Genomic DNA, 13,144 nt, shown 5'->3' with positions numbered 1-13,144 from the left:
CGCGCCCGGCCCGCCCTCGCGGCCCCGGGGCGGCGGCCCGGAGCGTGCGGGGGCGGCGGCGGAGCCGATGACCTGGAGGTCGTCGTCGGAGGTGACCACCGGATGCCAACCGTGCCGGCCGATGGCGCCCACCAGGGCCCGGACCATCGCGGGGTCGAACTGGGAGCCCGAGCAGCGTTCCAGCTCGGCCAGGGCGACCGGCACCGGGCGGGCCCGGCTGTAGGAGCGGGTGGAGGTCATCGCGTCGAAGGAGTCGGCCACCGCCACCACCCGGGCCAGCACCGGGATCTGCTCGCCGTTCAGCCCGTACGGGTATCCGGAGCCGTCGACCCGCTCGTGGTGGTGCAGGATCGCGGACCGGGCCTCCCCCAGGAACCCGATGCCGCGCACCATCTCGTGGCCGTACTCGGGGTGCAGCTCGATGACGCGGCGTTCCTCGGGGGTCAACGGACCGTCCTTGCGCAGCAGTCGGGTCGGAACGCCGAGCTTGCCGACGTCGTGCAGGATCCCGGCGATGCGGACCGTCTCCAGCCGGTCGTCGGTCATGCCCAGTTCCCGGGCGATCATCGCGGAGGCCTGCCCGACCCGCTCGCTGTGGCCGCGCGTGTAGCGGTCCTTGATGTCGACGGCCTGGACGAGGGCCCGGATCGTGGCCTGGTGGGCGGCCTGCTCGCGCTGGTACTGGGCGAAGACCCAGCAGGAGATGTACATCGGCAGCAGGACGAGGAGCGCGGCCGGAAGTCCGTACGGACTGCGCCACATGACGGCCATCATCAGCCCGGCGAGCCCGTGGACGCAGTGCGGCAGGAGGGAGCGGGTGAGCAGGCCGCGCCAGGCGGTGGCCGCGGGACGGCGTTCGGCGGCGGCGAGGACGACCCCGTCGAGGGCGGTCAGGACGAGGCAGAAGGCGACGGCGGCGGCCGTGGCGGGGAGCATCGCGTAGGGGAAGTCCGCCGACCACCCCGCCGGGTCGACCGTGCGCCCGGCGCCGCCCGGTGGTCCGGATCCCCCGCTCCCCGAACCGGACGCGCCGCCGATCGCCCGGCGGCCGCCGAGGAGTCCGAAGACCTGCCCGGCCGCCCAGGCGGCCATCGCCTGCTGGGCGGCGTGCCACACCCGCCGTACGCCGGCGGGCCGCCGGAGCACCGGTTGCGCGAGCCCGCCGGGCACGGCCACGAGCGCGGCGGCGGCGGGCGGCAGCAGGAAGACGGCGGCCAGGACGACGGGGAAGAAGGAGCCGATGCCCTCGGGGACCCGGCGGCCCGGCAGCGGGCAGATCCGGACGAGTTCGCAGCCGAGGTAGAGCCCGGCCGCGAGCGCGGCGACGTCCCACGGCGTCGAGGCGTCCGTCAGTGCGGGGGCGACGCACGCGAGGGCGGCGAGGACCGCGGACAGGACGCAGACGCGCGCGGCCGGCGGAAGTACCCGCATGGCGCTCTCCTCCCCCCGTGACGCACAGGCCGGATCCGGAATCGAACCAGTACCGGGAGGGGAGAATAGGGCGGCCTCCGAACGGAGCGGGGCCCATTTGCGCATTGCGCCGTACGGACGCCCCCGGATTAGCACCTTCGGGTGAACGAAGTGCCCTTCCGGGGGCGGTTGTTGAAGCGGCGACCATTCAGCCGCCGGCGCTTCAGCCGGGGGCCGGACCGGCGGTCACGTCATGATCGGGTACGGCCTGGCCCGAGCGGATCAACTCGATCCGGCCCATGACCTTGGAGCGCAGATCGGACGGCACGTCGTCCGATCCGCAGCAGCGCTTCACCAACTTCTTGACGGCCTGTTCCAGGCCGTACTTCTCCAGGCAGGGATTGCACTCGCCGAAGTGCGTCTCGAACTTCGTGCAGTCACTGTCCGGCATCTCGTGGTCCAGGAACTCATAGAGATGGTCCAGGACCTCCGCGCACTCCGTCTCGTGCGGCTCTCCGCAGCTCATGAGCCCGAGCCTTTCAGGTCGTTCGACTCTCCCGCGCCGGCGGGGACCAGCCCGCGCTCGCGGGCATAGTCCTCCAGCATTCCGCGGAGTTGACGGCGGCCACGGTGCAGTCGCGACATGACCGTACCGATGGGTGTACCCATGATGTCCGCGATCTCCTTGTACGCAAAGCCCTCTACGTCGGCAAGATAGACCGCGATGCGGAACTCCTCCGGAATCGCCTGGAGCGCTTCCTTCACATCGGAATCGGGCAGGTGGTCGAGCGCCTGCGATTCCGCGGAACGCAATCCGGTCGACATGTGCGACTCGGCGCGCGCCAACTGCCAGTCCTCGATCTCCTCCGCGGCGCTGCGCTGCGGCTCGCGCTGCTTCTTGCGGTAGGAGTTGATGAACGTGTTGGTCAGAATGCGGTACAGCCACGCCTTGAGGTTGGTGCCCTCGCGGAACTGGTGGAAGGACGCGTACGCCTTCGCGTACGTCTCCTGGACCAGGTCCTCGGCGTCGGCCGGGTTACGCGTCATACGCAGCGCGGCGGAGTACATCTGGTCGAGGTAGCCGAGGGCGTCCCGCTCGAAGCGCGCGTTGCGCTCCGGAGTAGTCTCCTGCGCCTGGCCTTCGTCGGTCCCAGCGACAGGACCCACCTCCTCCGACAGCGTGGCGGCTCCGAAAGCGGATCCGCTCGAATCGGAGAATAGTCGACCATCCCGGCCTTCCGCCGCCCGAAGCGAAGCGCGCTTGGGGCCGGGCAGAACGGTCCAGTCCAGGTCAGCGGCCTGCGGACGGTTCTGGCTGATGACCTGGGCCATGCGGTCCCTCTCCTCCGACGTGTTTCCCGTATGTACCGACACTCCCCACAACAGGGCCCCGGGGCCCCGCATTCCCGGCCCCGCACGCCATTTCCGTCGCTTACGGGGCGCGGCGAAAGGCGGGTGAGCGGGATCACCCGCAAATGTGTCATGTCATTCGCGCCCACTGAGCCGGGCGAGCCACGGGGCCACCGCTCCGGTGATCACCGCGAGGGTTTCCTCCTGCGTGGGGCCGGCCTTCTTCGGCACCGCGAAACCGTGGTCGCCGTGGGGCACCTCGACCAGTTCGTACGGGTCGCGCCCGGCCGGCTCCGGGAACTCCTCCGGCCTCCCGAACGGGTCCCGTCCGCCCTGTACGACGAGGACGGGCCGGCCGGCGCCCAGCAGCTCCGCGGCCCGGGACTTCTCGGGGCGGCCCGGCGGGTGCAGCGGGAAGGCCAACGCGAGCACCCCGGCCGCGCCGAGCTCGGCGGCGGTCCGGCAGGCCACCCGGGCCCCGGCGCTGCGCCCGCCCGCCACCACCGGCAGTCCGGGCCGGGCCAGGGCGGGCCACAGGCCCCGCCAGCCCTCGTCGAGAACCTTGGGCGCGGCGGCGACCTTCTTCCCGGCGACCCGCCAGGGCTGCTCCACGAGGGCGACGGTCACCCCGAGCGGCGGCAGGGCGGCGGCCAGTGCCCGCAGGTCCCGGGCCTCGATACCGCCCCCGGCACCGTGGCTCACGGCGAGGACGAGCCGCGCCGCGCGGGCGGGGTGCCAGGTGATGCGGGCCTCGCCCGTCGGGGTGTCGACGCTCTCGGTGGTCACGGCGCGCTCCGGTGTCATGGGGCCGATCATGCCGGGTCGGGCCTCGTCAGAAGAGCGTGCCCTCCTCCGGCGCGGCGAGCTCGCCCAGCAGCTCCGGCCCGTTGTTGCGGACGTCGCTGACGGCCGTGGACACCGGATAGGCGCGCATCAGCCCGCCCGGCGGCGGCGCCAGCAGGTCCCGCAGCCCGGCCTCGTCGGTGCGGGCCGGGTCCAGCCAGGCGTCCCAGCGGTCCGGGGTGAGCATCAGCGGCATCCGCGGGTGGATGTCGGAGAGGGACTTCGGGCCCTCGGCGGGGGCCGCGCCCAGCGGCCCGGTCTCGGCCTCGGCGGTGATCACCGAACAGGTGACCCACCAGGCGAGGGGGTGCTCGTCGGGCAGGGTCCGGTCGCGCCAGAACTCGTAGAGGCCGGCCATCGCGAAGACCGAGCCGTCGGTGGGGAGCACGAAGTACGGCTGCTTGCGGGCCCTCTTCCGCTTCCCCTCGACCTCCAGCCGGCGTTCGTCGTGGGCGGTGACCCACTCGTAGTAGCCGTCGGCGGGGACGATGCAGCGGCGCTGCGCGAAGGGCCGCCGGAACGACGGCTTCTCGTGCAGGGTCTCCGACCGCGCGTTGATCATCCGCGCGGCGCCCTCGGGGCTCTTCGCCCAGGACGGCACCAGCCCCCACTTCAGCGTCCGCAGCTGGCGAACCGGACGCGGGTCCGCCGCGTCCTTGAGGGGACGGTCGAGGACGACGTGGACCTCCTTGGTCGGAGCCACGTTCCAGTCGGGGGCCAACGTCTCCTGCGGCTCCCACCTCTCGACGCCGAATATCCCCGCCAGCTCCTCGGGCGTACGACTCGCCGCAAACCTTCCGCACATGGCTGACACACTGCCATGGCATCCGCCCACCACCGCAAGGAGTCCGCCACTTCATGGACAGCACCACGACGGCCGGCATCTGGGACCGGCTCACCGGGATACAGACGGAACCGGATTGGAAGCTGGTGGTCGCGGCGGGCCTGGTCGCGCTGGCCGTCGTCGCCGTCCGTCCGGTGTGGCGGGTCGCCCGCAACGCGGTGACCATCGCGCACGAGGGCGGCCACGGGCTGATCGCCCTGCTGTCCGGGCGCCGGCTCAACGGGATCACCCTGCACTCGGACACCAGCGGGGTCACCGTCAGCCGCGGCAAGCCCTACGGGCTCGGCATGATCCTGACGGCCGCCGCCGGGTACACGGCGCCGTCCCTCCTCGGCCTCGGCGGGGCCGTGCTCCTCTCGGCGCACCGCATCACGCTGCTGCTGTGGGTGGCGACCGCGCTGCTGGCCGTGATGCTGATCATGATCCGCAACGCGTACGGGGTCCTGACGGTGGTGCTGACCGGCGCCGTCTTCGTCCTGGTGTCCTGGTTCACGCCGTCCGAGGTGCAGGCGGTGTTCGCGTACGCGGTGGTGTGGTTCCTGCTGCTGGGCGGTGTCCGGCCGGTCTTCGAACTCCAGGCCAAGCGGCGGCACGGCGGGGCGCCCGACTCCGACGCCGACCAGTTGGGGCGGCTCACCCACGTGCACCCGATCGTCTGGCTGCTGTTCTTCCACGTCGTCGCGCTGTGCTCGCTCGTCGGGGGCGGAACCCGACTTCTCGGCCTCTGAGACGGGGCCGCGATCAAGATCTGGGGTCCGGGGAAGCCACTAAAGTGGAGGCCATGACCGAGACCCCCGCGCTCCACGCCCTCTGGCCCGCCCCCCTCGCGGACGGGGCCGTCCACGCCACCGTCACCGTGCCGGGTTCCAAATCGGTCACCAACCGCGCGCTCGTGCTCGCGTCCCTCGCCGCCGAACCCGGCTGGGTGCGCCGCCCGCTGCGCTCGCGCGACTCCCAGCTGATGTCCGACGCGCTGCGCGCGCTGGGCGTCGGCATCGAGGAGACCGTCGCCTCCAGCTCGGCCGACGGGGACAGCGGCGAGGCCTGGCGGATCATCCCGGCGGGCCTGCACGGGCCGGCCACCGTCGACGTCGGCAACGCGGGCACGGTCATGCGCTTCCTGCCGCCCGTCGCCACCCTGGCCACCGGCGACATCCGCTTCGACGGCGACCCGCGCTCCTACGAGCGCCCCCTCGGCGAGGTCATCAACGCCCTGCGCGCCCTCGGCGCCCGGATCGACGACGACGGCCGGGGCGCGCTGCCCATGACCGTCCAGGGCGGCGGGGCCCTGGAGGGCGGCACGGTCGAGATCGACGCCTCCAACTCCTCCCAGTTCGTCTCCGCGCTGCTGCTGTCCGCCCCGCGCTTCAACCAGGGCGTCGAGGTCCGGCACACCGGCGCTACCCTGCCCTCCATGCCGCACATCCGGATGACGGTGGAGATGCTCCGGGCGGCCGGGGCCCAGGTCGACACCCCCGAGGCGGGGGGCGAGAAGAACGTCTGGCGCGTCGCGCCGGGCGCGCTGCTCGGCCGCGACATGGTCGTCGAGCCGGACCTGTCCAACGCCCAGCCCTTCATGGCGGCGGCGCTGATCACGGGCGGCACGGTCACCATCCCCGACTGGCCGCGCCGCACCACGCAGCCGGGTGACGCGCTGCGCCGGATCTTCACCGAGATGGGCGGCTCCTGCGAGCTGACCGACGCCGGCCTGGTCTTCACCGGCACCGGCAAGATCCACGGCATCGACGTCGACCTGGGCGAGGTCGGCGAGCTGACCCCCGGCATCGCGGCCGTCGCGGCGCTGGCCGACTCGGAGTCGATCCTGCGCGGCGTCCAGCACCTGAGGCTGCACGAGACGGACCGCCTGGCGGCCCTGACGGCGGAGATCAACGGGCTGGGCGGTGACGTCACCGAGACCGCCGACGGCCTCCACATCCGCCCCCGCCCGCTGCACGGCGGCGTCTTCCACACCTACGACGACCACCGCATGGCCACCGCCGGCGCGGTGATCGGCCTCGCGGTGAAGGGCGTGGAGATCGAGAACGTGGCGACGACCGCGAAGACCCTGCCCGACTTCCCGGCGATGTGGGCGGACATGCTCGGCGAAACGCCGCGGGGAGCGGGAGCGTAGGGCCCGTCATGCGCAGGTACGGCAAGAACACCGACGAGGACGACATCCGCCAGCGCCCGAACCCCAAGGGCAACCGGCCGCGGACGAACATCCGGCCCAAGCACGAGGACGCCTCGGAGGGCTTCGTCCTGACCGTCGACCGCGGCAGGCTGACCTGTCTGGTCGAAGACCGGACCGTCCACGCCATGAAGTCGCGCGAGCTGGGCCGCAAGGCCGCGGTGGTCGGTGACCGGGTCTGGATCGTCGGTGACCTGACCGGCAAGAAGGACACCCTGGCGCGGATCGTGCGGATCGAGGAGCGCAAGTCGGTCCTGCGGCGCACGGCGGACGACGACGACCCGTACGAGCGCGTGGTCGTGGCCAACGCCGACCAGCTGGCCATCGTCACGGCCCTGGCCGACCCGGAGCCCCGGCCGCGGATGATCGACCGCTGCCTGGTCGCCGCGTACGACGCGGGGCTGGAGCCGCTGCTCGTCCTCACCAAGTCCGACCTGACCTCCGCCGACAAGATCCTGGAGATCTACTCGACCTTCGGCCTGAACTACGTGGTCACCAACCGCGAGGAGCTGGCGACGGGCGACGCGGCCGAGCGGGTGCGCGAGCGCCTGAACGGTCGGATCACCGCTTTCGTCGGGCATTCGGGCGTCGGCAAGACCACGCTGGTCAACTCGCTGGTCGCCGAGGGCCGCCAGCGCGCGACCGGTCACGTCAACGCGGTCACCGGCCGCGGCCGCCACACAACGACCTCGGCGCTGGCCCTGCCACTGCCTTCCGGCGACGGCTGGGTCATCGACACCCCGGGCGTGCGCTCCTTCGGCCTGCACCACGTGGACCCGTCCCGGGTGATCCTGGCCTTCCCGGACCTGGTGCCGGGGACTGAGGACTGCCCGCGGGCGTGCGGCCACGACGAGCCGGACTGCGCGCTCGACGCCTGGGTGGAGAAGGGCCAGGCCGACCCGGCACGGCTGTACTCGCTGCGCCGGCTGCTCCAGACGCGGGAGCGGCGCGAGGGCGACTGACCCCGTCCGCGGGGTCGTCCGGCGGGGTGGGCCAGGGTTTACCGAAGGTCACATCGGGATAAATGCTCATCGCACCAAGTGACACGACGTCACCTGACGCGGGGAGGCACAAGCCATGGCGTGGCTGTTGGTCGTGGTTGCCGGACTCCTGGAGACCGGTTTCGCGGTCTGCCTCAAGCTGTCCCACGGGTTCACCCGCCTGTGGCCCACCGTCGCCTTCGCGTGCTTCGCGCTCGGCAGCTTCGGACTGCTGACGCTCGCGCTCAAGAAACTGGACGTGGGCCCGGCGTACGCGGTGTGGACGGGCATCGGCGCGGCCGGCACCGCGATCTACGGCATGGTCTTCCTCGGGGACCTGGTCTCCACCCTGAAACTCGTCTCGATCTCGCTGGTCATCCTCGGCGTCATCGGACTCCAGCTGTCCGGTTCGGCCCACTGAGCAGCGCCGAGGCGGCTCCCGTGAGCCGCAGCAGCGGGCCGGGACCGGCGTCGTCCGCGCACGGCGCGAGGACGTAGGACAGCGCGAGCCGTACGACGAGCTCGCAGCGCTGGGCCGGTTCCGGCGCGAGCGCGACCGCGGCCCGCTCGCTGACGGCGCGCACCAGTTCCGCGGGACCGGGCGCCGCCTGCCCCGGCCGTAACCCCATCGTGGGCGGCGAGGGCAGCGCCCCGTCCCAGCACCCGGTCAGCAGGGCCCGTACGAGGGGCTGCGCCCGGGCTTCCCGTACGGTCCACTCGGCTACGGCGGCGAGCCGTTCGGCGGCGACGGCCGGGCCCCGGGCGGCATCGGGGGTCAGGGTCTCGGAGGTCAGGGCCCGGTCCACGCCGTCGAGGTACCGGTCGGCCGCGCGGCGCACCAGGGCACGGCCGAGGCCGCCCTTCCCGCCGAACTCGTTGTAGAGGGTCTGCCGGGACACCCCGGCGACGGCCGCCACCTCGGTCATCCGCACGGCGGGCCAGGGGTGGACGGACAGGGCGGCTTCCGCCGCTCGCAGCAAGGACTCGCGCGCCGCAGGCATCGCCCGGCTCCCCCCGATAGGCTCCCCGCCAGAGTTGACGGAGCGACAGATTCTGTCAAGGGCGCCTGCCAGCCGCACTGTGGGACCCGTTCGCCGGTCCCCGGGAGTGTCGATACTGTTCGGGCATGCCCGAGTATGACGATGACCTGCGCCTTGCCCTTGAGCTCGCCGACGCCGCCGACGTCGCCACGATGCGGCGCTTCCGCGCCCTCGACCTGGCCGTCGAGACGAAGCCCGACATGACCCCGGTGAGCGAGGCGGACACCGCCACCGAGGAGATCGTCCGGGCCGGGATCCTGGCGGCGCGGCCCACCGACGCGATCCTGGGCGAGGAGTACGGCCTCAAGGGCGAGGGCCCGCGCCGCTGGGTCGTGGACCCGATCGACGGCACGAAGAACTACGTGCGCGGGGTCCCCGTGTGGGCGACGCTGATCTCCCTCATGACCGAGGACGCCGACGGGGTGTTCCGGCCGGTCGTCGGGGTGGTCTCCGCCCCGGCGCTGGGTCGCCGCTGGTGGGCCGCCCAGGGTTCGGGGGCCTTCACGGGCGGCGCTCTCGGCGAGACCGCTCCCCTCGGGGTGTCGAAGGTCGCGACCCTGGGTGACGCCTCCTTCGCGTACTCCTCGCTGAGCGGCTGGGAGGAGCAGGGTCGGCTGCCCGGCTTCCTGGACCTGACCCGCGCGTGCTGGCGCACGCGGGGTTACGGCGACTTCTGGCCGTACATGATGGTCGCGGAGGGATCCCTGGACCTGTGCGCCGAACCCGAGCTGAGCCTGTGGGACATGGCCGCGCTCGCGGTCGTGGTCCAGGAGGCGGGCGGCCGCTTCACCGACCTTGGCGGGGCGGACGGGGTGCACGGCGGGAACGCCGCGGCCTCCAACGGGCTGTTGCACGAGGAGATGCTGGACCTGCTCCGGCCGCGCGCCTGACCTTCCGCGCGCCGCCGAGTGCGCCGAGCACGCCCCCTTGTTGACCCTCCACCGCCGTGGGAATCTGAGGATCCCCCCGCTTGTGCGCTTGTGAAGCATTTCTCGAAGGAGTGCCTCGCCGGAGCACCCCACCCAAGCGGGGGCTCACCCAGGAGGTGGCTCTCTCCATGCTCGTCCGTGACGCCATGAGCACCGTGATCCTCACCCTCGGACCCGCGCACACCCTGCGTCAGGCGGCCTGCCTGATGTCCGGCCGGCGCGTCGGCGCGGCCGTCGTCCTCGATCCCGACCACAGCGGCATAGGCATCCTGACCGAGCGCGACATCCTCAACTCCCTCGGCGCGGGGCACGATCCCGACCGCGAGTCCGTGGGCGCGCACACCACCAACAACGTGGTCTTCTGCACCCCGGACGCCACCTTGCGGGAAGCGGCCGAGGCCATGGTCCACGGCGGCTTCCGCCATCTGATCGTGCTGGAGGACGGCGGCCCGGTGGGCATCGTGTCCGTACGCGACGTCGTCCGCTGCTGGGCGCCGGCCCGGCGCACCGTCCCCGCCTGACCCGCACCCACCCACACGCACACACGCACGCACGCACGCGCCCAGCCGGAAACGGCCGCCGGGCCGGAACCCCGACTGGGGGTTCCGGCCCGGCGGCCTGCTACGACAAGCGGACCGATCAGCCGCGAAGGGCCTGGACCGCGGCTTCCAGCCGCTTGCCGAAGTCGCCGTCCGCCTGGCGGAAGTTGTTGATCGCCCGCTCGGCGATGTCGTCGCGCGAGACCTTGGCGATGAAGCCGGAGAGGTTCTCGATCAGACGGGTCTTCTCGTCCTCCGAGTACAGGCGGTACAGGTTGCCCGCCTGGACGAAGTCGTCGTCCTCGGAGTGCGAGGGGGTGGCGTGGTTGCCCGTGCCACCGGTGACGGCGGTGGACTGCCACAGCGGCCGGTCGGTCTGGAAGGGGCCGCCGAAGCTGTTGGGCTCGTAGTTCTTCGCACCCTTGTGGCGGCCGTCGTACAGGAAGCCGTCACGGGAGTTGGTGCGCGCCTCGGTGGCGTGCGGACGGTTCACCGGCAGGTGGTCGGCGTTGATGCCGACGCGGTAGCGGTGGGCGTCGCCGTACGCGAAGAGACGGCCCTGGAGCATCTTGTCCGGGGAGGGACCGATGCCGGGGACGAAGTGCGCCGGGCTGAAGATGGACTGCTCGACCTCGGCGAAGACGTTCTCCGGGTTGCGGTTGAGCTCCAGCTTGCCGATCTCGATCGGCGGGTAGTCCTCGTGCGGCCACACCTTGGTGAGGTCGAACGGGTTGAAGCGGTACTCCGCCGCCTCGGCCGCCGGCATGATCTGGACCTGGACGGTCCAGGACGGGAAGTCCCCGCGCTCGATGGACTCGCGCAGGTCGCGCTGGTGGGAGTCCGGGTCCTCACCGGCGAGGGCGTTGGCCTCGGACTGGGTGAGGTTCTTGATCCCCTGGTCGGTCTTGAAGTGGTACTTGACCCAGAAGACCTCGCCGGCCTCGTTGTTCCACTGGAACGTGTGCGAGCCGTAGCCGTTCATGTGGCGGTAGGACGCCGGGATGCCGCGGTCACCGAACAGCCAGGTCACCTGGTGCGTGGACTCGGGCGACAGGCCCCAGAAGTCCCAGACGTTGTCCGGCTCCTGCGAGCCCGTGTACGGGTCGCGCTTCTGGGTGTGGATGAAGTCGGGGAACTTGATGGCGTCCCGGATGAAGAAGACCGGGGTGTTGTTGCCGACGAGGTCGTAGTTGCCCTCTTCGGTGTAGAACTTCAGCGCCCAGCCGCGGGGGTCACGGCGGGCGTCGGCGCCGCCGAGGCTGTCCGCGACGGTGGAGAAGCGCAGGAAGGTCTCGGTCTCCTTGCCGACCTCGGACAGGAACTTCGCCCGGGTCCACTGGGAGACGTCACGCGTGAGGGTGAACGTGCCGTAGGCGCCGGCGCCGCGGGCGTGCACCACGCGCTCCGGAATGCGCTCACGGTTGAAGTGCGCGAGCTTCTCCAGCAGGAGCTGGTCCTGGACGAGAACCGGCCCGCCGACGCCGGCGGTCTCACTGTTCTGGTTGTCGGCGACCGGAGCCCCGGCCTCCGTGGTGAGCGGTCCCTGCGTCACGTGCGCCTCCTGCGTCATTACTGCTGTTCCTGTCCTTGGCGTTTGCCGTAACCGATCCTACGATGGACTTTGTCTAAGTCAAGTAAGCATCCAATTCCGCACCGGTTCGGGATCTACACCGAATCGCCTCGCTGTTAGGCTGGCGTCTATGAGTGACCGCTTGCTGGAACGACTTCGCGGACGCGGCTGGCGCATGACCGCCCAGCGGCGCGTCGTCGCCGAAGTGCTCGACGGCGACCACGTCCACCTGACGGCGGACGAGGTGCACGCGCGCGCCGTGACCAAACTGCCCGAGATCTCTCGAGCCACGGTCTACAACACCTTGGGCGAGCTGGTGAGCCTCGGCGAGGTCCTGGAGGTCTCGACGGACCGGCGCGCAAAGCGGTACGACCCGAACGCCCACCGGCCCCACCAGCACCTGGTCTGCGCCCAGTGCGGCGCGATCCGCGACGTCCACCCGGCGGGCGACCCGATGGCCGACCTGCCGGACGGCGAGCGCTTCGGCTTCGTGATCTCGGCGGTCGAGGTGACGTACCGCGGGGTGTGCCCGAACTGCGCGGGCGCGTAACCGCGAGAGCGCGAGCACGGATACGGCGCCGGCCGGGGCGAACAGCCCCGACCGGCGCCGCTCCCTTTTGCCCTCGGCGTCCTTCGCGTGCGCTCGCCGCCACGACTTGCATCCGGAAACGACTCGAGGCCCGGATCCAATGGGATCCGGGCCTCGGGCCTTCAGTAGCGGGGACAGGATTTGAACCTGCGACCTCTGGGTTATGAGCCCAGCGAGCTACCGAGCTGCTCCACCCCGCGTCGGTAAACCTCACTGTACGGGGAGGTCGACGGCAGATGCAAATCGGTTAACGGGTGCACCCGGGCGGGGTACGCCCGCCCCCGGCAGCCCGGACAGGGCGCCGGCCCCGGCACCGGCCCGGTTGCGGATCAGGCCGAGAGTTCCTCGGCCAGGGCGTCGCGCAGCCGGGCCGCCCGCTCCGACACCTCCGCCGGACCCAGCTCCATGGCCCGCACGCACCACTTCTGCCCCTCGGAGAGGTCTCCGTGCCGGGCCGCGAGCAGCCCCAGGCGCAGGGCGGCCCGGCCGTGGCCGGCGACCGCGGCGCGGGTCCACCACAGGGCGGCCTCGGGCTCGCTGCCCTCCCGGGCCAGCAGCAGCCCGAGGTTGAAGGCGCCGTTGCGCGACCCGGCCTCCGCCGCCTCCCGGTACCAGCGCGCCGCCACGGCCAGGTCTCCCCGCGCGGCGGCCAGCATGCCGACGCGCACCTGGGCCCTGCGGTGCCCCTGCTCGGCGGCCCGCTCGTACCACTCCTCGCTCTCGGTCCGCGCGGCCCCGCCCGCCGGCTCGCCCAGCGCCACCGGCTCCGGCGGCGGGGCCAGCGACTCCAGCAGCGAGGCCAGCCGGAAGGCCGCCTCCGCGCTGCCGCCGCCCGCCGCGCAGCGCAGGTGCCGTTCGGCGG

General features: G+C 72.2%; 14 protein-coding genes, 1 tRNA gene and 1 pseudogene. 7 read left to right on the top strand and 9 right to left on the bottom strand.

Translation table 11 applies throughout. The features are described 5' to 3' along the window. The 5 genes from NOD94_RS36520 to NOD94_RS36500 form a co-directional block, all read right to left on the bottom strand. A partial coding sequence (locus NOD94_RS36520; RefSeq protein WP_281210532.1) for an HD-GYP domain-containing protein occupies positions 1-1,431 on the bottom strand: 1,431 nt, incomplete at its 3' end. A gap of 202 nt (positions 1,432-1,633) precedes the next feature. Further along, positions 1,634-1,936 (bottom strand): mycothiol system anti-sigma-R factor, encoded by a 303-nt coding sequence (gene rsrA, locus NOD94_RS36515; RefSeq protein WP_136213975.1) that lies wholly within the window; start codon positions 1,934-1,936, stop codon positions 1,634-1,636. Continuing rightward, positions 1,933-2,577, bottom strand: coding sequence for a sigma-70 family RNA polymerase sigma factor (locus tag NOD94_RS36510; protein WP_266576354.1), 645 nt, complete (start codon positions 2,575-2,577; stop codon positions 1,933-1,935). The genes rsrA and NOD94_RS36510 overlap by 4 nt, the downstream gene beginning before the upstream one ends. Before the next feature lie 318 nt (positions 2,578-2,895). After that, positions 2,896-3,564 carry an alpha/beta family hydrolase gene (locus NOD94_RS36505; protein WP_281210531.1) on the bottom strand — a complete coding sequence of 223 codons (669 nt, stop codon included), beginning with the start codon at positions 3,562-3,564 and terminating at the stop codon, positions 2,896-2,898. A gap of 28 nt (positions 3,565-3,592) precedes the next feature. Further along, entirely contained in the window at positions 3,593-4,408 is an 816-nt protein-coding gene (locus NOD94_RS36500; RefSeq protein ID WP_281210530.1) for an SOS response-associated peptidase, read from the bottom strand. 53 nt (positions 4,409-4,461) lie between these two features. On the opposite strand from NOD94_RS36500, the gene NOD94_RS36495 reads away from it, so the two are divergent. The 4 genes from NOD94_RS36495 (at position 4,462) to NOD94_RS36480 (ending at position 8,036) form a co-directional block, all read left to right on the top strand. Further along, positions 4,462-5,175: a M50 family metallopeptidase gene (locus tag NOD94_RS36495; protein WP_281210529.1), complete on the top strand. Its 714-nt coding sequence runs from the start codon at positions 4,462-4,464 to the stop codon at positions 5,173-5,175. 53 nt (positions 5,176-5,228) lie between these two features. Next, positions 5,229-6,578: a 3-phosphoshikimate 1-carboxyvinyltransferase gene (aroA, locus tag NOD94_RS36490; RefSeq protein WP_281210528.1), complete on the top strand. Its 1,350-nt coding sequence runs from the start codon at positions 5,229-5,231 to the stop codon at positions 6,576-6,578. Positions 6,579-6,586: 8 nt separating this feature from the next. Next, on the top strand, positions 6,587-7,597 hold the full coding sequence (gene rsgA, locus NOD94_RS36485) for a ribosome small subunit-dependent GTPase A (protein WP_281210527.1): 1,011 nt from the start codon (positions 6,587-6,589) through the stop codon (positions 7,595-7,597). A 115-nt stretch (positions 7,598-7,712) separates the two neighbouring features. Continuing rightward, entirely contained in the window at positions 7,713-8,036 is a 324-nt protein-coding gene (locus NOD94_RS36480) for a multidrug efflux SMR transporter (protein WP_030011402.1), read from the top strand. Here the strand turns inward: NOD94_RS36480 and NOD94_RS36475 are convergent. Next, positions 8,002-8,616: a TetR/AcrR family transcriptional regulator gene (locus NOD94_RS36475; protein ID WP_281210526.1), complete on the bottom strand. Its 615-nt coding sequence runs from the start codon at positions 8,614-8,616 to the stop codon at positions 8,002-8,004. The genes NOD94_RS36480 and NOD94_RS36475 overlap by 35 nt on opposite strands. A gap of 125 nt (positions 8,617-8,741) precedes the next feature. On the opposite strand from NOD94_RS36475, the gene hisN reads away from it, so the two are divergent. After that, positions 8,742-9,545, top strand: coding sequence for a histidinol-phosphatase (hisN, locus tag NOD94_RS36470; RefSeq protein ID WP_281210525.1), 804 nt, complete (start codon positions 8,742-8,744; stop codon positions 9,543-9,545). Positions 9,546-9,712: 167 nt separating this feature from the next. After that, positions 9,713-10,105, top strand: a complete 393-nt coding sequence (locus NOD94_RS36465; protein ID WP_281210524.1) for a CBS domain-containing protein — start codon at positions 9,713-9,715, stop codon at positions 10,103-10,105. 118 nt (positions 10,106-10,223) lie between these two features. Here NOD94_RS36465 and NOD94_RS36460 read toward each other — a convergent pair whose 3' ends face one another. Beyond that, positions 10,224-11,693 carry a catalase gene (locus NOD94_RS36460; protein ID WP_281210523.1) on the bottom strand — a complete coding sequence of 490 codons (1,470 nt, stop codon included), beginning with the start codon at positions 11,691-11,693 and terminating at the stop codon, positions 10,224-10,226. A 130-nt stretch (positions 11,694-11,823) separates the two neighbouring features. On the opposite strand from NOD94_RS36460, the gene NOD94_RS36455 reads away from it, so the two are divergent. After that, positions 11,824-12,243: a Fur family transcriptional regulator gene (locus NOD94_RS36455; protein ID WP_281210522.1), complete on the top strand. Its 420-nt coding sequence runs from the start codon at positions 11,824-11,826 to the stop codon at positions 12,241-12,243. 165 nt (positions 12,244-12,408) lie between these two features. On the opposite strand, the gene NOD94_RS36450 is transcribed toward NOD94_RS36455, so the two are convergent. Beyond that, positions 12,409-12,482 (bottom strand) — tRNA-Met (locus NOD94_RS36450). A 129-nt stretch (positions 12,483-12,611) separates the two neighbouring features. Further along, a pseudogene (locus tag NOD94_RS36445) lies at positions 12,612-13,144 on the bottom strand (sel1 repeat family protein); the annotation flags it as partial.

It is taken from the genome of Streptomyces sp. Isolate_45, assembly GCF_024721315.2.
GTDB lineage: Bacteria > Actinomycetota > Actinomycetes > Streptomycetales > Streptomycetaceae > Streptomyces.
The sequence above is the reverse complement of the archived record's forward strand: the minus strand, read 5'-3'. Positions and strand labels throughout refer to the sequence as shown.

Coding starts and splice junctions, on each gene's coding strand:
- NOD94_RS36475 (WP_281210526.1), bottom strand. CDS start 8,616: ATGCCTGCGGCGCGCGAGTCCTTGCTGCGAGCGGCGGAAGCCGCCCTG.
- NOD94_RS36455 (WP_281210522.1), top strand. CDS start 11,824: ATGAGTGACCGCTTGCTGGAACGACTTCGCGGACGCGGCTGGCGCATG.
- NOD94_RS36480 (WP_030011402.1), top strand. CDS start 7,713: ATGGCGTGGCTGTTGGTCGTGGTTGCCGGACTCCTGGAGACCGGTTTC.
- NOD94_RS36465 (WP_281210524.1), top strand. CDS start 9,713: ATGCTCGTCCGTGACGCCATGAGCACCGTGATCCTCACCCTCGGACCC.
- rsrA (WP_136213975.1), bottom strand. CDS start 1,936: ATGAGCTGCGGAGAGCCGCACGAGACGGAGTGCGCGGAGGTCCTGGAC.
- NOD94_RS36505 (WP_281210531.1), bottom strand. CDS start 3,564: ATGACACCGGAGCGCGCCGTGACCACCGAGAGCGTCGACACCCCGACG.
- hisN (WP_281210525.1), top strand. CDS start 8,742: ATGCCCGAGTATGACGATGACCTGCGCCTTGCCCTTGAGCTCGCCGAC.
- aroA (WP_281210528.1), top strand. CDS start 5,229: ATGACCGAGACCCCCGCGCTCCACGCCCTCTGGCCCGCCCCCCTCGCG.
- NOD94_RS36500 (WP_281210530.1), bottom strand. CDS start 4,408: ATGTGCGGAAGGTTTGCGGCGAGTCGTACGCCCGAGGAGCTGGCGGGG.
- rsgA (WP_281210527.1), top strand. CDS start 6,587: ATGCGCAGGTACGGCAAGAACACCGACGAGGACGACATCCGCCAGCGC.
- NOD94_RS36495 (WP_281210529.1), top strand. CDS start 4,462: ATGGACAGCACCACGACGGCCGGCATCTGGGACCGGCTCACCGGGATA.
- NOD94_RS36460 (WP_281210523.1), bottom strand. CDS start 11,693: ATGACGCAGGAGGCGCACGTGACGCAGGGACCGCTCACCACGGAGGCC.